This window comes from Siphonobacter curvatus (assembly GCF_002943425.1).
GTDB classification, from domain to species: Bacteria; Bacteroidota; Bacteroidia; order Cytophagales; family Spirosomataceae; genus Siphonobacter; species Siphonobacter curvatus.
The window spans coordinates 2,633,740-2,652,127 of the sequence record NZ_PTRA01000001.1; the positions used below are offsets into that span (position 1 = coordinate 2,633,740).

At 48.3% G+C, this 18,388-nt stretch carries 16 protein-coding genes; 1 reads left to right on the forward strand and 15 read right to left on the reverse strand.

All coding sequences use genetic code 11. The features are described 5' to 3' along the window. Positions 1-13 precede the first annotated feature (13 nt). From C5O19_RS10940 to C5O19_RS10990, 11 genes are all read right to left on the reverse strand, one after another. On the reverse strand, positions 14-838 hold the full coding sequence (locus C5O19_RS10940) for an alpha/beta hydrolase (protein WP_104712050.1): 825 nt from the start codon (positions 836-838) through the stop codon (positions 14-16). A gap of 98 nt (positions 839-936) precedes the next feature. Next, positions 937-1,518 (reverse strand): chemotaxis protein CheB, encoded by a 582-nt coding sequence (locus C5O19_RS10945; RefSeq protein ID WP_104712051.1) that lies wholly within the window; start codon positions 1,516-1,518, stop codon positions 937-939. Further along, positions 1,500-2,309 carry a CheR family methyltransferase gene (locus C5O19_RS10950; protein ID WP_104712052.1) on the reverse strand — a complete coding sequence of 270 codons (810 nt, stop codon included), beginning with the start codon at positions 2,307-2,309 and terminating at the stop codon, positions 1,500-1,502. The genes C5O19_RS10945 and C5O19_RS10950 overlap by 19 nt, the downstream gene beginning before the upstream one ends. 14 nt (positions 2,310-2,323) lie before the next feature. Beyond that, positions 2,324-2,689, reverse strand: a complete 366-nt coding sequence (locus C5O19_RS10955; protein WP_104712053.1) for a response regulator — start codon at positions 2,687-2,689, stop codon at positions 2,324-2,326. 44 nt (positions 2,690-2,733) lie between these two features. After that, the gene (locus C5O19_RS10960; protein WP_104712054.1) at positions 2,734-6,345 is read right to left on the reverse strand and encodes a response regulator; all 3,612 of its coding nucleotides are present in this window, start codon (positions 6,343-6,345) and stop codon (positions 2,734-2,736) included. 8 nt (positions 6,346-6,353) lie between these two features. Further along, positions 6,354-7,940, reverse strand: a complete 1,587-nt coding sequence (locus C5O19_RS10965; RefSeq protein WP_104712055.1) for a hybrid sensor histidine kinase/response regulator — start codon at positions 7,938-7,940, stop codon at positions 6,354-6,356. Positions 7,941-8,320: 380 nt separating this feature from the next. Continuing rightward, positions 8,321-8,899 carry a fasciclin domain-containing protein gene (locus C5O19_RS10970; protein ID WP_104712056.1) on the reverse strand — a complete coding sequence of 193 codons (579 nt, stop codon included), beginning with the start codon at positions 8,897-8,899 and terminating at the stop codon, positions 8,321-8,323. Between the two features lie 44 nt (positions 8,900-8,943). Next, positions 8,944-9,249 (reverse strand): hypothetical protein, encoded by a 306-nt coding sequence (locus tag C5O19_RS10975; protein WP_104712057.1) that lies wholly within the window; start codon positions 9,247-9,249, stop codon positions 8,944-8,946. A 100-nt stretch (positions 9,250-9,349) separates the two neighbouring features. Continuing rightward, positions 9,350-10,522 carry a zinc-dependent alcohol dehydrogenase gene (locus C5O19_RS10980; RefSeq protein ID WP_104712058.1) on the reverse strand — a complete coding sequence of 391 codons (1,173 nt, stop codon included), beginning with the start codon at positions 10,520-10,522 and terminating at the stop codon, positions 9,350-9,352. Next, on the reverse strand, positions 10,503-11,294 hold the full coding sequence (locus C5O19_RS10985) for an SRPBCC family protein (RefSeq protein ID WP_104712059.1): 792 nt from the start codon (positions 11,292-11,294) through the stop codon (positions 10,503-10,505). The genes C5O19_RS10980 and C5O19_RS10985 overlap by 20 nt, the downstream gene beginning before the upstream one ends. Before the next feature lie 369 nt (positions 11,295-11,663). Then, positions 11,664-12,380 (reverse strand): hypothetical protein, encoded by a 717-nt coding sequence (locus C5O19_RS10990; protein WP_104714059.1) that lies wholly within the window; start codon positions 12,378-12,380, stop codon positions 11,664-11,666. Positions 12,381-12,608: 228 nt separating this feature from the next. Between C5O19_RS10990 and C5O19_RS10995 the strand changes: the two genes are divergently transcribed. Beyond that, the gene (locus tag C5O19_RS10995; RefSeq protein ID WP_104712060.1) at positions 12,609-13,571 is read left to right on the forward strand and encodes a glycosyltransferase; all 963 of its coding nucleotides are present in this window, start codon (positions 12,609-12,611) and stop codon (positions 13,569-13,571) included. Positions 13,572-13,667: 96 nt separating this feature from the next. On the opposite strand, the gene C5O19_RS11000 is transcribed toward C5O19_RS10995, so the two are convergent. From C5O19_RS11000 to C5O19_RS11015, 4 genes are all read right to left on the reverse strand, one after another. Then, the gene (locus tag C5O19_RS11000) at positions 13,668-14,693 is read right to left on the reverse strand and encodes a glycosyltransferase family 9 protein (RefSeq protein ID WP_104712061.1); all 1,026 of its coding nucleotides are present in this window, start codon (positions 14,691-14,693) and stop codon (positions 13,668-13,670) included. 3 nt (positions 14,694-14,696) lie between these two features. Beyond that, positions 14,697-15,548 carry a glycosyltransferase family 2 protein gene (locus C5O19_RS11005; protein ID WP_104712062.1) on the reverse strand — a complete coding sequence of 284 codons (852 nt, stop codon included), beginning with the start codon at positions 15,546-15,548 and terminating at the stop codon, positions 14,697-14,699. After that, complete coding sequence (locus tag C5O19_RS11010) at positions 15,541-16,509, reverse strand: glycosyltransferase family 2 protein (protein ID WP_104712063.1); 969 nt, start codon at positions 16,507-16,509, stop codon at positions 15,541-15,543. The genes C5O19_RS11005 and C5O19_RS11010 overlap by 8 nt, the downstream gene beginning before the upstream one ends. Positions 16,510-16,605: 96 nt before the next feature. Then, positions 16,606-18,369: a carbamoyltransferase family protein gene (locus tag C5O19_RS11015; RefSeq protein ID WP_104712064.1), complete on the reverse strand. Its 1,764-nt coding sequence runs from the start codon at positions 18,367-18,369 to the stop codon at positions 16,606-16,608. Positions 18,370-18,388: the final 19 nt, after the last annotated feature.

Consider the following 18,388-nt stretch of genomic DNA (forward strand, 5'->3'; position numbering starts at 1 on the left):
GTTGTTAGAGTTCTTACTTCTGACGATCAAAGTATGTACGCATGTAGAGTAACTGATACGGCAGGGCATTGCTCCAGTACGGCCAATTATGCCCACCAGGGCGACTAATGAAGTCATGGGGAATGTTCCGCTCCAGCAGTTTGTCGTGCAGATTACAGTTTACCCGATAGAAAAAATCTTCACTTCCGCAGTCAATAATCAGTGCTAGGGAATTTGGCGTCAGCAGATGCACCAGATTGATAACGGTATTCTGCTCCCATTTCTCCGGAGCCTGAGCGTAGGTACCCAGGCGTTTGGCGATATCCCAGTTATTGGGGAAAGGCCGAAAATCGACACCGCCGCTCATACTGCCCGCCACACCAAATACATCCTGGTGCCGAAAAGCCAGATACAACGCTCCGTGACCACCCATACTCAGGCCCGTAATACCCCGGTGCTGACGGTCTTTTAGCGTTTTGTAATGTTCATCGATCCAATTAACTAATTCGGTAGCCACGTATGTTTCGTACTTATACGATGGATCTACGGGGCTATCGAAATACCAGCTAGAAAACTGCCCATCCGGACATACGATGATTTGCTGGTAGGCATCAGCCCATTGCCCGATGGTGGGCATTTTCTTGGCCCAGTCGCTGTAGTTACCGCTGTAGCCATGTAACACGTACACCGTCGGAAAGGCTTTTCCGGCCGTATACGAATCGGGTGTAATGACGACCGCTTTAATCGATTTTTTCATGGAGGCACTGTAGGTATTGACAGTGTCTACTTTGGCGGCTTGGCTATATTCAGCCTTACCAAACCATACACAAAACAGGAGAAGAGTACAAAGGGTACGCATACGAAAAGAAAGAAAAGTTTACGGGACGAATATGCGGAAACTTTTCCGGGCTAGTTCTCCGGTAGTGCCTGATTTTTTCGTGAATGTGTTTGCTCTCCTTAGCTGAGGGAATTGAGGTAAGCAGCCAGTTCGTCCATCGAGAAAATGTAATCAATGACCGTATGCGTAATGGCATGCTGCGGCATAAATGGAGCCTGAGCGGTTTCCGGATGCTGGGCAATGGTCAGTCCACCCGCTTTTTTAATAGCCGTCAGCCCAGCCGTACCGTCAGCATTCGCCCCGGAAAGCAGTACGCCCACCGTTGCCGAACCGAAGGTATCCGCTGCGGATTCGAAGGTTACATCGAGGGAAGGACGACTGTAGTTCACTTTTTCCGAAGCATCCAGGGCAAAGATCCGTTCCTGTTCAATCAGCAGGTGGTAGTCCGCCGGAGCAATGTAAATATTTCCTTTTTCCAGCGTGTCTTTATCTTCTACTTCGCGAATGGGAATCCGGGTTCGAGTAGCAAACAAATCGGCCAGCGTGGAATCCACGGAGCTTTTGCGGTGCAGCACAATGACCAGAGCAAAAGGCATCGGAACCTTCAAATTGGGTAATAACTTCATCAACGCATCAATACTACCCATTGATCCGCCAATGACAACCAGCTTTTGTGAGGGGTTTAGTGAATTTTCCGCCATATTTTCTCTCGGTTCAACTGCCGGTACTGGGCAGCAACGCTTGAAAACTTCAGCGTTTCCTTAGAGCCCAGAGCCAGATATCCCAGCGATCCCAGACTTTCATCAAAGAGGCGTAATACCGTCTCCTGCAAGTCTTTATCGAAGTAGATTAAGACGTTCCGGCAAAGGATTAAATCAAACTCATTGAAGGAGCGATCAGATACTAAATTGTGCGTAGAAAAGATCATCTTTTCACTCAATTCTTCCCTGAATTTCACCTGTCCGTAATGAGCGGTGTAGTAGGAAGAAAAATCCTGAATTCCTCCAGATAAAATGTAATTTTCGGAGTATTGTTTCAAATGCGGTAAAGGAAAAATTCCCTTACGGGCCTTCTCTAGTACCGTTGGATTCAGATCAGTAGCGTATAATAAAGATTTATGCAGAAGATTTAATTCTTTCAGCAAAATAGCCATGGAGTACACCTCTTCGCCCGTTGAACAGCCCGCGTGCCAAATTCGAATAAACGGCTTTGATCCTAAACTGGGCAATACCTCCGTTCGCAGTGTTTTATAAAACTGGGGATCACGGAACATTTCGGTTACATTAACCGTAATTTCCTCCACAAATCGCTGTAAGTAGGTGGGGTCAGATTTGATTCGGTAGCGAAGTTCCGCAAAGCTGGGAAACTTATCTAACGAACACAGCCGCAAGATTCGTCGTTTGAGAGAAGCTTTTGAATAATTCGTAAAATCGTATCCGTATAATTCAAATAAATCACTCAACAAAATAGTTATTTCATCCTCTTCAATCATAGTACTCTATCCGGTTACACCCGATTCAGTAGAGCTAGTAAGCGGTCTACGTCAATCGGTTTAGAAATATATTCCGTCGCTCCGGCACGCAGGCATTTTTCCCGATCTCCTACCATTGCCTGAGCTGTTACGGCAAAAATGGGCGTATTCCGCCGGTGTTCGATCGCCTGTATCAGGGGCATTGCCTCGTATCCATCCATTTCGGGCATCATCATGTCAATTAAAATGGCATCAATGATTTCATCCGTTCGCAGTAAATCCAGAGCCTCCTGAGCACTCACACACGAAAGGCATTCGTAGGATTTGGACCGTAAGGTAGCCGTTAATGCGAAGATATTTTTAGCATCATCATCGATGATCAATACGCGTTTTTTACCCATAGCGAATGCTTCGTTAGAAAACAAAATCGTTCCAGCCGATCCCCTTAAGATCGTTCGTACAACCAGACCCGTAACAGCGACAGCAACTGATCAACATCCACGGGTTTAGTAATGTAATCCGATGCCCCAGCCTGAATACATTTTTCCCGGTCACCCGTCATGGCTTTAGCCGTAACGGCAATGACTGGTAAATCTTTCCACTGATAATTTTGTCGGATTTTACGGGCCGTTTCGTAGCCGTCCATTTGCGGCATCATCATGTCCAGCAGTACCACATCAATCGTCGAATTTTCCTGTAATTTTTCCAGTGCTTCCTTACCATCCAAGGCCGTAATAACGTTCATTTTATAATTCTCCAGGGCTTTCGACAGCGAGAAAATATTCCGAATATCATCATCGGCTACCAGTACGGTTTTGTTATGCAAAATCTGACTCAATTCACCCAGCTTTTTCGGACCACCCGAGGCCTGAGCCGACTGCTTCTGGTCTTCTACCAAATGCAGGAATAGTGACACTTCGTCAAGCATTCGCTGGTACGAATGGGCCGTTTTGACGATGATCGAATCCGCGTACTTTTTGATGCGTAATTCTTCCGACATGGACAGGCTCTTACCCGTAAAAATAATGATTGGGAAGTTCTCCAATCCCGGATTACGTTTGGCCGCTTCGAGCATTTCGTAAGATTTCGTATCGGGTATACCCATGTCCAGAATGACACAGTCTACTTCGTTCCGTTTCAACGCTTCAACGCCCTGTGATATATCGCTTTTCAGTTCGGAATTGATGTTGAATGTCTCCAGGAAGTACGCCAACGCTTTCGCATGCTTAGGGTTATCCTCGATGATGAGGACTTTCTTCGGATTCCGGTTCAGTACATACTCGATCTTCTTGAATACCTCATGCATCTGTTCGTAAGCCATAGGCTTGTCTACGAAGTCGACAGCTCCTTTCATCAGACTCTCGTTTTTCAGCTTATGAGACGACATGATGTGTACGGGGATGTGACGCGTTTGCGGATCGGCCTTCAACGCATCCATGACTTCCCAACCGCTCATGACGGGCAACTGAATATCCAGAAGAATACCCATGGGTTTGTAGTGGCTGGCCAGTTTCAATCCTTCATCGCCACGAACCGAAACAATGCCCTTGTATCCTTTCCGTCGGGCGTAATCCAGCAGAGATTTGGCAAAGGCGGTATCATCCTCGATGATCAATATACTCTTGTCATTTTCTTGAATACTTTGCCGATCATCGGGAATACTTTCGGGAATGGATGAGCTAATAAACTGGGGCGACTCTTCTTTCACCGGAGCCGGTGTGGGCGTTTCTACTTCGGCTTTCCGCGATACGATTTGTACCACGGGCTCATGTACCGTAAGGGCATACACGTTTGAAACGGGAATCCGAACCGTGAACTCACTACCCTGATTCGCTTCACTAACCAGTACCAACTCTCCACCCAGCAGTTTCACTAGTTCGCGGCTAATCGACAGACCCAGCCCCGTTCCGCCGTACTTGCGTTTGGTAGAGCCATCGGCCTGCTGGAAGGCTTCAAAAATAAGTTGTTGTTTTTCGCGAGGAATGCCAATACCCGTATCCTTCACCACAAAGTCAATCATGCCGGGCCGTTCCGCATCGTTCTTCACGATAACCGATACCGAACCCGTGGCGGTAAACTTAATGGCATTCGAGAGCAAATTCTTCAGAATCTGACCCAGTCGCATCCGGTCTGTTTCGATGACACCGGGAGTATTGGGTTCTACGCTAATGGCAAATTCCAGATTTTTTTCTTTCGCTAAGGGCGTGAACAAGGCCCGGAGTTCTTCCAGAATATCCGAGATGGCCACGTTCAAATATTCGAGTTTCATCTGCCCTGCTTCAATTTTAGACAGGTCCAGAATCTCATCAATCAATCCTAATAATCCATTCCCCGAAGACTGAATGACTTTCGCGTATTCAATCTGATCTTTCGATAAATTGTCTTCTGAATTTTCGGCTAGTAATCGACTTAATAAAAGTATGGAGTTAAGCGGCGTACGCAACTCGTGCGACATATTCGCCAGAAATTCTGATTTGTACCGAGTCGTTAATTCTAGCTCTTCCGCCTTCTTCTGAATTTCGTCGTTCTTTTCTTCGAGCAAGACACTCCGCTCTTCTAATTCCGTATTAGTTTGCAGTAGTTCTTCCTGTTGTACCCGTAATTCTTCTTCTGAAGCTTGTAGCTTTTGAGCCTGAGCTTCCAACTCTGCATTCAGGTTTTCCAGTTCATTATGTTGAGCCTGTAGTTCCTCCGCTTGAGCCTGCGTTTCTTCCAGGAAATTCTGTAGTTTGATATAGTCTAAAGCAGCATTGGTAGCTACGGCCAGATCATCCTGATTGCTCCTTAAAAACTCCAGTTCTAATTCACTGGGTTTTTGTAAAAACCCGAGTTCAATTACCCCAATACAACTCCCCGCGTAAAGCAAAGGCAGTACAACTAATGCCTGAATTGGGGCCGTTCCTAGCGAAGAAGTGATGGGCAGATAATCGGTGGGTAAATCTTCGATTACTCGTATTTTTTTCTGCTCAATAGCCTGGCCCAAAATTCCCTGACCCGCGTATACGAATTCCGGTACTTCTACGACGGCCTGACTCCCCGCCAAACTAAATTTAGAGCTGGTATCAATAAAATATACCGTTCCTACGGGAGCTTTAACGTAGTTGGTAATTGTCTCGATCATACGGGCAGCCAACGTTTTAAAATTACGCTCGCCCGCAATGGCCGTACTTAATTCAACTGCTCCGGTTTGTAGCCAATCCCGCCGCTGTAAATCAGTAAAGGTCGTTTCCAAAGATCCTACCATACCGTTTAAAGCTCTGGAAATCCGGCCAAGTTCGTCGTCTTTATCATCGGCACTTCGTACCGAGTAATCTCCGTCTGAAATCTTAGCTGCCACGCCTTCTATCGCTACAATTCGTCGGACGGATTCATCGTATTGTTGTTGAGCTAATTGCTGTTGAACTAAGCGGCTATCTAAATCTCTTTTGATTCGAATATAGGCATACGCTGTGATTAACGTTGAAATAATGGCAGCAATTGCTAATAAAACAGGAGTGAAATTGATGTAGAATTGCTGCTTATCGATGCGATTTTGAAGTACAGAAGTTTCGTGCTTCTTAATTCGCTCTACTGCTACTCGAAGATCATCCATGATCTTCTTCCCTACCGCCATCTCCTCGTTTTGCTGAGCTGTATCACGCGTCATGTACTTAGCCCGCCGAGCCCGATTGATAATCTTCTGCATCTGGTCGAACTTGGCCGTATAAAGCTCCTTTACCTGACTTAAGCTCTGTTGCTGAGCTACATTATCCTGCGTCAGGTCTTTTAACCTGGTATACGTAGCATTTACTTTTTCATAAGCACCGTTATAGGGATTTAGATAATCCGAATCCAGCGTTAGCAGAAACCCGCGTTGTCCAGTTTCTGCATCTTTCATGTACGAGATGATGTTCTCCGATTCTAGTATCACCTGATTGGTATGATTTACTAGTTTCGAGTTATCAATTAATCCCTGGATACTGTAGAAAGAAGCCGCTAAACTAATGAGCAGTAATACCGTAGAAACGGAAAATACGACCTGCAATTGTCGTATTACGGAATGCGTTGTTTTAGGCATGGTAACTATTATAGAGATTCCAGCGTCTCGCTGGTCTGATGTATGGGTAAAATCAAAATAAAACTAGCTCCTTCGTTCGGCCGGCTTTTTGCGGAAATAAGTCCATTATGTTTGTCCATATTTTTCTTAGCAATCGCCAAACCAATGCCCGTGCCCTCGTAACTACTTTGATCATTTAATCTTTGGAAGATGATGAAAATACGCTGTAGGAATTTTTCATCGAATCCAATGCCATTATCTTCCACGGTAATACGACAATACTCACCCGTTGAAGAAACTTCGCTATCTATGCTCTTTTCTTTAATTCGTTCCGCCCGAATAGCAATAACGGGCGGTTTTCCCGTAATCGTAAATTTCAAGGCATTACTAATCAGATTTTGGAAGACTTGTCGGATACGGCTGGGAATGGTGTCTATTACGGGTAAATCTTCAATGTGTAAGATGGCCTGTTTAGTACGAATAACTTCCTCAAAATCGTTGAGCAACTCCTGAATGAGGGTATTTAAATTCGTAGGTTGGAACGCTGCGGATACGGAAAGCTGCGAGTATTCCAATACATCATTAATAAGGCGGGACATCCGAGCCGAAGAATGAATGGAACGCTCCAGATAAGCTACGGCTTCCTGATTTTCTTTCAGGTATTTTTCTTTAATCACGTCATTAAATATCTGAATTTTCCGTAGCGGCTCCTTTAAGTCATGCGAGACTACCCAGGCAAATTGTTGTAATTCGTGGTTCGTACGTTCCAGTTCGACATTTTTAATGAGTAGCTCTTTCGTACGCAGCTCAACCTTTTGTTCCAGTAATTCAGCCGCTAATTTTTGCTGATGAATATCCGTCAGCGTACCCACCCAGCGAACCGTAATTCCTTGCCGCTTGATGGGCGTAATGCGTAACAGATGGTAGCGGCATTCCCCCGACTTCAGTTCTTTCAAGCGAACTTCACAGGTAAATTCAACGCCTGTATTTCTTTGCTGCTGCCAGGCTTCCCAAACGGAATCGTCCGGATGCGTTTCTGGAAACGTACCCGAGTCCGCTGAATAACGGAACCAATGCTCATTCACGAATTCAATTTGTCCCCCAGCCGCAACCGTAAAAGCCATTTGCGGCAACGATTCGAGCGTCGAACGTAACTCCTGCATGCGTTCGGCGAGTTCTTCCTGAGCCTGTTTCCGTACTTCAATTTCGGTCATCAGGGAACTTTGAATCGCTCGCAACTCCTGCTGCTGTTCGTACAAACGATTAAGCGTTTTGACTTTGAGTAGCAGAATATCGGGATCTACGGGCTTGGTGAGGTAATCCATGCCACCCGAGGTATAGCCCTTCGCAATGAACTCCTTTTCTTTATTGACTGCCGATAGGAAAATGATGGACGTATCCTTCGCTTTACTATAACCGGCAATGGCTTGAGCTACTTCAAACCCATCCATACCCGGCATTTGTACATCCAGGATAATAACAGAGTAGCTCTGATTCAGGACTTTTCTAAGGGCTTCCTCTCCTGATTCTGCGGTATCAACGGAAAAATCATGCAGTTCGAGGATCTTTTTGAGGGGAAGAATATTCTCAGGCCTATCATCCACTAGAAGAATCATATCCAACGAAACTGTTTTAAATCAACATAATAGAGCCTTTTGTACATACCGGGGTTTGCATACGATTTGAGAAATGATAACCGTACATTCACATCAAGCATCGAATAAGGGCTGGTAAATTTACGATAGAATTCCTTTAGTCTATCCATACAAAGGCATCTCTACCCAACCAGAATAACCATTCGCGTAAAAATATGTTTGCCGCAACCAAATACTTGAGGCTTAATTTTAACGAAAACGCTCACTTTCTGTAGAAAGCGAGCGTTGACTCGAAGTAGATTCTAACATATGTCAATCTATCCGGCCTTGAAAACTTGTAGAATTGACCTGATTTTACTGGAATTAGAAACTATAGAAAAGTGCCTTTAACAGTACCTTCGTTAGGGTCTCAAAATTGCATTCACCATGTGAATGACACCGTTTTTCTGCAATTGATCCGTTGGACTTAAATACGCCAACGTTCCTTTCCGATCCTGAATAGCCAGTTGTTTACCTTTTTGTAGGACCATAATTTTCTCTCCGTCCAGCGTCACCAGGGCGACTTGACCGTTTCCTTTCTTCAAAGCTTCCTGCAAACTACGTATCGTCCATTTACCCGGTACAATGTGTAAAGACATGATTTTCTTAAGCTCAGCAACGTGATTATCGTCTTCCATTAAGGGATGAACTTGTGAAGATCCTTGAAAAGCGGAATCCGTGGGAGCGAATACAGTAAACGGACCAGGCCCCTGTAAGGTCTGAACCAGCCCCACACCCCGAATGGCGGTCATAAAACTGTAAAACAGGTGCGAGTTGTTGATGTTCTGTACAATGTCTTTAGTAGGATCCATTTTTACGGGCTTCCGGTTGGTTACCCGCATGGTGGTATCATAGGTGGATTCGGTTCGTTCCTGGCGATTTTTTTGAGCCTGCAGCGTAAAGCTCAGCAGCAGACCCGTGACAAGCATCACAGTTTTCATTCGTTTATCGGATAAAGTGGGATGGATTGTAAATGTGATACGAACTATTCAGAGGCGGTTCCACTTTGGGCAGCCTCCCAAGCTTCGGGAACGTCCTGGCGGGACAGTTCAACGTATTGAATTTCCGAATAAAAAGGGGTACCCTGCCCCGCCACATATACAGCGTATAATTGGCCCGTATGGATATCGACTAAGATATCCGTCCAGTAATCATCGCCAATAACGGCTGTTTTTGTAAACTCACCTGTGCCGGACAGCAGGTCGGACGCCTGTTGCGAAAACTCACCTGTGGTCGTAACTTTCCGTTTATCGGTCAGAAACGTCGGACCCGCTACTGATAACGTACGCATAAGCAATAGATTTAGTTAGGAGTATAGTCAATTCGGCTCATTATTTTTAGAAAGAATTGGATCGGTCATGCTCCCTGAATCATGGCCGATCCAACCTGTTTTAGGGAACAAAAACGGCTCGCATACAGTGGTCACGGCTCTCGTAGAACAGGTCATAGGCCTGCTGTCCCTGTTCCAGCCCCACCCGGTGCGTAATTAGGTACGAAGGGTCTACCTTGCCATCCCGTACGTATTCGAGCAGTCGCGGAATATATCTTTGAGCGTGCATCTGCCCCATCTTAAATGTCAGAGCCTTATTCATGGCTGCTCCCATCGGGATTTTGTCGGCAAAGCCGCTATAGACACCCACGATGGAAACGGTACCTCCTTTGCGGCAGGCCATAATGGCTTCCCGTAGCACCACCGGACGGTCGTTTTCCAGGCGTACATATTGTTTGGCCCGATCGTAGTAGTAGCCAATTCCCTCGCCGAAAGCTTCCATACCTACGGCATCAATACAGACGTCGGGGCCACGGCCACCGGTCAGCTCTTTGAGGGCATCCTGAATATTTACTTTTTTGTAATTCAAAATATCGGTAGCTCCCCCGATCATTTGAGCGGTTCGGAGGCGTTCTTCGTGACCGTCAATCGCAATGACTCGTTCGGCTCCGAGCAGACGAGCACTCTGGATGGCCATCTGTCCTACCCCACCGCAACCCCAAACGGCAACCACCTGACCGGGTTTAATATCGGCCATATCCGCCGCCATGAATCCCGTGGGAAAGGCATCCGAACAGAATACGGCTGAATCATCGGCGATGCCTTCAGGGATTACGAAACAGCCTTTTTCGGCAAAAGGTACCCGAATGTATTCGGCATGACTCCCCGCGTATCCGCCAAAGGCATGCGAGTATCCGAAGATGGCAGCCCCGGAATCACCGAACATTTTTTCGGCTATGTACGCATTCGGATTGGTGTTGTCACAAAGCGAAAACGACTGTTCTTGGCAATGCTGACATTCCCCACAGGCAATCACTGAAGCGACGACTACACGGTCACCTTTTTTAAGTTTCTTAACTTGTGGACCCGTTTCCACCACTTCACCGATGAACTCATGACCCAAAATATCGCCCGACTGAACCGTGGGAACGTAGCCGTTAATTAAATGCAGATCGGAGCCACATACGGACGACAGGGTAACGCGAATAATGGCGTCGTGGGGATTGATGATCCCTGGATCGGGGACGTTCTCGACCCGCAGATCGCGGATTCCATTATAACACAGGGCTCTCATAGATTTCTTGCTTTTTAGATGGTTCGGTTTTATCGGATACACGTTGGCCGGAATACTGGGCTTCACTCACCGGCAATTCGCCCGTTTCAAGCAAATTTTTAAAGCGACGCAGGTCTTCTTTGACCATCTGACCAAACGCAGGATTGAACAGCGAAGCCAAGGCTTGTCCGGCGTAACCCGCTGGTGCCTGATACCGAATGATGGCGTGAATTTCAGTACCTTGCCCGCCGGGGGCATCTTTAAAGTAGACCTCTCCCGCATTATCGACGGTGGCTTCCGCTACCGAACGCCAGACCAGTCGTTCATTTTCCACTTCTTCCAGTATTTCAGCATCCCACTCGATGGTACCTAAACCTTTGGGAACCGCTGCTACCCAGTGAGAACGCTTGGTATCAAGCGGTGTTACACTCGCTAGGTGCTGCATAAATCGGGGTAGATTATCCAGTTGTCGCCAGAAAGCGTATACCTTCGAGCGGGGTCGGTTTACGGTTACCGTACGGCTGATTTGCAGTGACTCAATTTCCTTATCAGACGTATTACGGCCCACGGCCTGATTCATGGGACAATAGCCCGAAAGGCCGCGATACAGCATATAGCCACCCGCCGATAGCAAAGCCCAGTGTTTGACCGGACGACGAATGGCGTAGAAGGTCAAAAGAGCTCCACTAAAGGCAGAGATCATACGTTCGGTAGAGCCAATATTGACCTGACCTGATCCGCTAGGCTGAGGATTAATCGTTTCCTCAACGGAATACTTTCGTTGAAATACCATATTCTATTTCAGGTTAAAATGGATAATAAATAAGGCAGTATTCGATGAAACAGCGTATTAAAATAAGTATCTACTAACTGCGAAAAATCCATACCTACTAATCGATTGAGCAATCCCCTCAACACATTTAAAAAAGCAATTAACCATAGTGTTCTAATCCCATTATCCAATGATAACAGTATTCATTTTATACTTTTATTGAAAGGATTTTAAAAAACTTGTATTCTAATTACCTATTCCTAGTTAAAACTACGACTAGAAGTTTTTATTTATAAATTATACACCTGTTAATGGAACAATACATTAGTATTTATCTGATCATTAAATCAATAATCAATAAATTTTCAAAGTCAGTAGATTAGCTTTTGTTTACTTTGGCGTATAGGTCAACTGTATCACTACTCCCTGGTCACCGTTTTCATTATTCCGCCGCCAACCGATCGCCAGGGGCAAGTGTTTGGTCAGGTACACTTCCGCTCCTACAATCAGTTGTCCATATTCATGCGTACCCGAAGCCCAATCGCCCAATAGGTGGAATTTCTGGTTGATAATTCCAATATCAAAACCCAGATGTGCCCCTACCAAGGCCCCATCACCGAGGTACCGACGGGTACCCGTATACGTCCCCACGACTAGCTTGTAACGGTCATCCTGAAAGCTTCCACCCAGGTTCGCGTACGCAAACCCAAGCCATTTTGTATGATGCTCGGCGGCTAGGTTTAAGCCCGTATGCCCGCCCAAACCCACATGAATTTCGTCGGTCAGATCAAATACCTTTTGTGCATTCAAGAGTAACAATGGGGCGTAGGGCATCTGCGTCGTCGTGTCGTTATGAAGCCAGCTACCTTCCTGAGGCATATATTCAAGATTGTACAGGTTCGCTCCTACTTCCCAGTTTTTCCCTAACCCGTAGTTAAAGGTTGTCGATGAACGAAATTCTTCCCGGCTAAAATCTACTTGTTGCTGGGCTAAAATCTTTCGCTTAGGAGTAATGTCCGAGGAGGGTACATTAAAAATCGTTTGCTGGGCTTTCAATGTAAAAGAAGCCAGTAATAGTCCGCCCAGAAGGCAAACTTTATTCCACATAATTTTCATTCAGATAAGTCAGTTTGATAGTAATCTATTCATCCGTTCACAAATGAATAAAAATCAATACCATATCTATTTAACGTAAATTCAACACTTACGGTAACCTATCAGTAATAATTCTACTTATTGCCTTTTATATTTTTATTTACTCCTGTGCGAAGTGGTTCATCTTTTTTATAGATCTGTTTACTTACCTATACGTATCGATCCATCAACCTCAATTTCATGCGACCGTTAAACATTTTAATTTGGCACATTCACGGCAGCTATTTAACCGGTATTACGCAGACAGAACATAACTGGTACGTTCCAACAAAAGTCGGTTCCCCAGAAGGGTACGCAGGCCGGGGAAAGGATTCTACGATGCCGGGTTACGTCCGGGAAGTTCCCGCCGAGGAAGTACGCCACCTTCCCCTCGATCTGATTATTTTTCAGACACCTCAGAATTATCAGCACGATCAGTACGAAATCCTGACGGAAACCCAGCGGCAATTACCCCGCATTTATCTGGAGCACAATGCTCCCGAGCCCCATCCGGTCTTTTCAAAACATCCCGTGAACGATCCGAATGTGCTAGTAGTACACGTCACGCATTTCAATCGTCTGATGTGGGATTGCGGCAGAACACGCACGCGGGTCGTTGAACACAACGTTGCCATTGACCCCGACCTTCGGTATTCCGGCCATCTTTCGCAGGGAATTACCGTACTCAACGAATTCAAACGACGCGGGCGAATGGTGGGTTTTGACCTGTACGAACAGGCCCGGCAACGCGTCCCACTGACGACCGTCGGGATGAAGTCCGATGAAATCGGCGGTCTCGGTGAAATTCATTACCGCTACCTGCACCAGCGGGTGGCGGAATACCGATTTCTGTTTAGTCCCATGCGGTATACGAGTCTGCCGCTGGCGGTGGTCGAGGCCCTGACCATTGGGATGCCCGTGGTAGCTCTGGCCACTACCGAGATTCCTACGGTGATTGAAGATGGTGTTCAAGGCTTTATTTCCAACGACCCCGAGGTTTTGATTGAACGCATGCAGTTTCTGATCGATCATCCGGAAGAAGCCCAACGCATGGGAGCCAATGCCCGAAAACTGGCTCAGGACCGTTTTGGCAAAGAACGATTTGTTCGGGACTGGAATGCGGTATTTGCCGAGGTAGTCGGTAGACCGGTGATGATGTTTTGAGGGTTTGAGATTTAAAGTTTGAGTATTTGAGCAGCTAGGGATACTATCGATTATTCAAACTTTAAACCCTACACTACAGCATCGCTCGCTTAAACCTCAAACCTTACACCCCTGATACGCCAACAGCTTCATAGCCTCTTCGATGACTCGCTCGGGGTCGGTTGCCTGGGCTTCGCGTATAGGCCGGTGCCGTTCTGCATTCAGGCCCCCCCATTCTTCGGGGCGGGACGTCGTGTAGATCACTACGCTGGGTACCTGCAAGGCAACCGCCAGGTGAGCTACTCCCGTATCGTTACTCAACAACAGCGACGATTGCCGCAGGATCCAACCAAGACTCCCCAAATCCGTGGCCCCCGCCACGGATATAGCCGGATAAAGCATTTGCTGACGAACCTCCTCCACCGTTTGTTGTTCAGGCTGCGTACCCGTCAGCACTACCGTATAGCCTTGAGCTACCAGTGCATCGGCGACTTTAGCAAAATGTGAAGCGGGCCAACGGCGAGCGGATATACCGCCGGGGTGAATACAAACGAATGGTTGCTGAGTTATTTCAGGCCATGCGGACAGAGCTTCCGCCCGCTGGGCATCGGCTTCGGTCAGCGGAAATTCCAATGAGAAACCCTGCGTCGGTATACCGAGAAATTCCATCAATCGTACGTGCCGCTTTACCTCGTGTTCGTCCTGCGGATACGACATAAACAATTGTTCGTCCGGACAAAATTGCTCGGCGTGTTGCGTCGGATAATACCCCGCCGTGGCTTTCGCTCCCAGCAACAGTACCATGGCATTGACAATCGTACCGTTGCCCTGCATTTGCAGAACGACATCGAAGTTTCGACCCTGCATTTCCTGTAAAAAAGCTACGGTACGCGAAGCGTCCAGGGGTTGTTCAGGCAAACCAGGATAACCCGGGAAGGGAATGAATTCATCGAAATACGCAGCGTACCTTCGCACAAATTCTTCGGCCCAAGGCAAGCTGATTAAACTGATCTGAGCGTTTGGGAAAGCCCGCCGCAGGGCCCGAAAGGCGGGTACGGCACAAAGCAGGTCGCCGACTTTCAGGGCTCGAAACACGGCAATGCGTTCCGGCGTATGTCCTAACGTAGAAGTAAGTTTGTCCATAGCTCAATCAAGTAAACGGATCTGCTCTTCAATTCCCGGCGGTACCACCCGCCGCTGTGCCCAGATTTCGGGTATTCTTTTAAAAGCTTCCAGCCAGCCTTTGCGGGCGTTTGCATCCGCTACAGCGTGTAGGCCCGTTCGGAGCCACTGCCCGGCTACGCGGGGCCAGGGCCGCCGCAGACTGTAAAACCAGAGCGTATTGCGGGTTTGTACCTGCATTCGCCGATCCGGATTTCGGGATTCAGCCGGAAAATGATACCCGATGAGATCATCGACGTACGTCAATCCCCAACCCTTCGTTACCAAATCAACAGCTAATAATTCTTCTTCTCCTCCAATACCAAAACATTGTTCAAAGCCACCCACGGCTTCGAAAGCCGTTTTACGGATTATCGCCCCACAGGCCAGAAAACCCAGAATGGCTGGTCCTGGCATCCGAACCAACGGAGCCAGCGGACTGCTGGCCAGAGCCTCACAGACCGGATCGAGTGTGTGCTCCGGTCCTACCAGCACTTTCCCGGCCAGTAGAGCCACCCTGGGATACGCTTCGAAGTACGCCACTGCCTTTGTCAATGCTCTAGGAGCCCAGTACGAGTCGTCATCGCAAAAGGCTACGTAGGGCGTTTGCGTAGCCGCAACGCCCCGGTTACGGGCCGCAGCTCCGCAGTTTTCGGGTAAAGCCAACAGCGTTACTTCCGGGAAGAGCGTACGAACCCGAACCACCGTATCATCCGTCGATTGATTGTCGACGACAAAAATGGGCGGTTGCTCGGGCAATTGGAGCAAGGTATTCAGGGTTTGTATTAAAGCCTCTACCCGGTTGCGGGTGACAATTACAATACTGATATCAGGCATACAAGACCCGGTATTGAACGGCTCCGTAGAGTCGCCAGTAAATAGATAAAAAGGGCGTCGCCAGAGCCGACACGAGTGTAGTGGGCAAATGCCGCAGGGGCTGAGCCGTATTTCGCAATCGCCAGCCCACTAGGATCAGCGTTCCGAGAGCCCAGATCGCAAAAGCTACAGTGCTGACCGTACCCGCTCCCGCCAGTCCACTCCCTAGTCCCAGCAGAAAACTCACCACAAGGGTATAGTACAATCGCACCAGCGGAGCGTACGTTGGAATGCGTTCGCGGAACAGTTGGGGATGGCGTTTGTACAGGAGGGCATCGTAGCGGTTTTTGCTTTCGTCTTTCAAGCAACCCCAACATTTCGCACTTCGAATGGGATGGATAATCACAGCCTGATTGGATTTCACAATCGGAATGCCGTGCTGAATGAACTTGAATTGCAGGTCGCTGTCTTCTCGCCAGGCCCGGTCGAACTGCTCTTCTAGTCCACCCACCTGCTCCAGCAACGAGCGGATACAGGCACAGTTGGCCGTAACGAACTCAGCCGTTTCCAGCAGAGCCGTCGTGCGGTCGTAATCCGTGGGAGCTTCTGAAAGTGGTACGACTACCCGGCCCGTAATCACCTGGGCTCCCTGAGCAAAGGCATCAAGTAGTACGTTCAGCCAGTTGGAATCGGGTATACAGTCGTCATCGGTAAAGGCCACGTAGGGCGAGCGGGCTTGCTGCCAGCCCCGGTTTCGGGCAGCGGCCGGACCACGACGCTGGGGCTGTCCATAATACCGAATCCGTACGTTGGTATGAGCAGCGATGCTCAACACCTGCACCCGCGTGGAAATGTCGTTGTCATCATCCACCACCAGAATTTCGTACGCCGCTGGGTCCAGCGTCTGGTGGGTTAACGCTTGCAGGCACCGCTTCAGTAGTTCGGGTCGACGGAACGTGGGAATGATTACGGAAAGTTGCATCTCAGTTTTTCAGTTTGCAGTTTTCGGTCTTCAGTTTACAGTTGTTTGCTTACTCACCTGCTCGTTCCGATTATAAATCGGGGTGAGCAGAGCTCATTACTGAAAATTGTAAACGGAGGACTGAAAACTCACCTCCGCAGTTTTGGGATTCTTTTCGAGCATGAAACTGCCAATAATCAAAGCATCGAGCGGAGACGTCCAGAACGATTCTACAGCGTCGCGGGGAGAGCACACTACGGGTTCCCCACGCGTATTGAACGAAGTATTGACCAGGATGGGCACGCCCGTTTTTTCGTAAAACGACTTGATCAGGTTATAGTAAGCCGGATTCTGCTGCGGATTGATGGTTTGTACCCGAGCTGTGCCGTCGGTGTGCGTTACGGCGGGAATGGCGTCTACTTTTTCCTCGCGGACATCGTTTACAAACAACATAAACGGTGATTTTCGGGAATTGATAAACCAGGCGTCGGCTTCTTCTTCCAGTACTACCGGGGCTACGGGACGGAAATCTTCCCGGTCTTTCAGGTCATTGAGGCGAGCCTGCATTTCCGCCGGGAACGGAGCCGCCAACAACGACCGGGCCCCCAGGGCACGCGGACCAAATTCCATCCCCTGCTGGAACCAGCCGATGATGTTTCCTTCGGCCAGATACTCGGCTACTTCTTCCGCTACGTTGTCCAGGCGGCGGTAAGGGAGTTTCGACCATTGCAGAAACTGCTCGATTTCCTCGTCCGAATAGCTGGGACCGAGGTATACGTGTTCCATTTCGTAGTTCCGCTCCTCGGTTTTGCGTTGCTGGGCATCAATCCACATCGCCGCTCCCAGAGCCGTACCGGCATCCCCAGCGGCGGGTTGTACCCAGATGTTTTTGAATGGACCGCGATCCCGCAGACGAGCGTTCATCACGCAGTTTAGAGCGACTCCACCGGCTAGACATACCGAATCCGCTTTCGTCTTTTCGTACAAAAACTGGAGCAATTCGAGTACCGTCTCTTCCAGCACTACCTGCACCGAATGAGCAATGTCGTAATGCATCTGCTCCAGTGGGCCACCCTTCTCGCGGGCCGGACCAAACGTGGCTTCCAAGTTGAGTGGATCGATGGTGTACTGACCCTCTTCTTTTAAATGAATCAGGCCCTTGAAATAATCTTTGTAGACGGGATTACCAAACGAAGCCAGGGCCATCACCTTGTACTCATCCGACGAGTGCAAAAAGCCGAGATAGGTAGTCATCTGCTCGTACATCAGTCCCAGGGAATGCGGCATGGTTACCTCCCCGAGCAGGGTCATCTGATTGCCCTGCCCGTGCCAGTAACTCGTCGTAGCCACCTCCCCGCGACCATCCAACACCAGTACCGCCGCGTTTGTATACGGACTGGGCAGGAAGGCACTCGCCGCGTGGGATAAATGGTGATTGGTAAAATGCCACTGGTACGGTCCCAGTCGGGAAGCTCCTTTGAATCGGGCCGCCAAGTGCAGCGGTACGCCATCCACCAAATGCCCCGGAGCATTAACGATGGACGACAAAAACAGCGAATCCCAGGGATTAGTCCAGTTACCCGTCGAAGCCGTGGGTTTCAGCGGAATCTGTAACGTTTCGGCCTGTGACTGCTCCCCTAGCTGCATATACGGATCAAACGAATAGGCGATGTGATCCACTTCGGCCAGCGTGATTCCGGCTTTTTTCAGACAGAAATCAATGGCATGATACGGCAGTTCGTACGTAGAAAAAGGAATGGGCCGTTTGCCGTGTTTAATGTGCGTAAAGCGTTCTTCTTCGGCGGCGGCCAGCACTACTCCGTCTTTGACGAGAGCAGCGGCCGGATCGTGAAACGCAGCGTTGATTCCTAGCGTGTACATGGATTAAAAATGGGTTTAG

What these genes read in the sequence shown, in the direction of transcription:
- C5O19_RS11005 (WP_104712062.1), bottom strand. Translation starts at nt 15,548, where the DNA reads ATGCCTGATATCAGTATTGTAATTGTCACCCGCAACCGGGTAGAGGCT.
- C5O19_RS10985 (WP_104712059.1), bottom strand. Translation starts at nt 11,294, where the DNA reads ATGGTATTTCAACGAAAGTATTCCGTTGAGGAAACGATTAATCCTCAG.
- C5O19_RS11010 (WP_104712063.1), bottom strand. Translation starts at nt 16,509, where the DNA reads ATGCAACTTTCCGTAATCATTCCCACGTTCCGTCGACCCGAACTACTG.
- C5O19_RS10975 (WP_104712057.1), bottom strand. Translation starts at nt 9,249, where the DNA reads ATGCGTACGTTATCAGTAGCGGGTCCGACGTTTCTGACCGATAAACGG.
- C5O19_RS10940 (WP_104712050.1), bottom strand. Translation starts at nt 838, where the DNA reads ATGCGTACCCTTTGTACTCTTCTCCTGTTTTGTGTATGGTTTGGTAAG.
- C5O19_RS10995 (WP_104712060.1), top strand. Translation starts at nt 12,609, where the DNA reads ATGCGACCGTTAAACATTTTAATTTGGCACATTCACGGCAGCTATTTA.
- C5O19_RS10965 (WP_104712055.1), bottom strand. Translation starts at nt 7,940, where the DNA reads ATGATTCTTCTAGTGGATGATAGGCCTGAGAATATTCTTCCCCTCAAA.
- C5O19_RS10980 (WP_104712058.1), bottom strand. Translation starts at nt 10,522, where the DNA reads ATGAGAGCCCTGTGTTATAATGGAATCCGCGATCTGCGGGTCGAGAAC.
- C5O19_RS10945 (WP_104712051.1), bottom strand. Translation starts at nt 1,518, where the DNA reads ATGGCGGAAAATTCACTAAACCCCTCACAAAAGCTGGTTGTCATTGGC.
- C5O19_RS10960 (WP_104712054.1), bottom strand. Translation starts at nt 6,345, where the DNA reads ATGCCTAAAACAACGCATTCCGTAATACGACAATTGCAGGTCGTATTT.
- C5O19_RS11015 (WP_104712064.1), bottom strand. Translation starts at nt 18,369, where the DNA reads ATGTACACGCTAGGAATCAACGCTGCGTTTCACGATCCGGCCGCTGCT.
- C5O19_RS11000 (WP_104712061.1), bottom strand. Translation starts at nt 14,693, where the DNA reads ATGGACAAACTTACTTCTACGTTAGGACATACGCCGGAACGCATTGCC.
- C5O19_RS10970 (WP_104712056.1), bottom strand. Translation starts at nt 8,899, where the DNA reads ATGAAAACTGTGATGCTTGTCACGGGTCTGCTGCTGAGCTTTACGCTG.
- C5O19_RS10950 (WP_104712052.1), bottom strand. Translation starts at nt 2,309, where the DNA reads ATGATTGAAGAGGATGAAATAACTATTTTGTTGAGTGATTTATTTGAA.
- C5O19_RS10955 (WP_104712053.1), bottom strand. Translation starts at nt 2,689, where the DNA reads ATGGGTAAAAAACGCGTATTGATCATCGATGATGATGCTAAAAATATC.
- C5O19_RS10990 (WP_104714059.1), bottom strand. Translation starts at nt 12,380, where the DNA reads ATGTGGAATAAAGTTTGCCTTCTGGGCGGACTATTACTGGCTTCTTTT.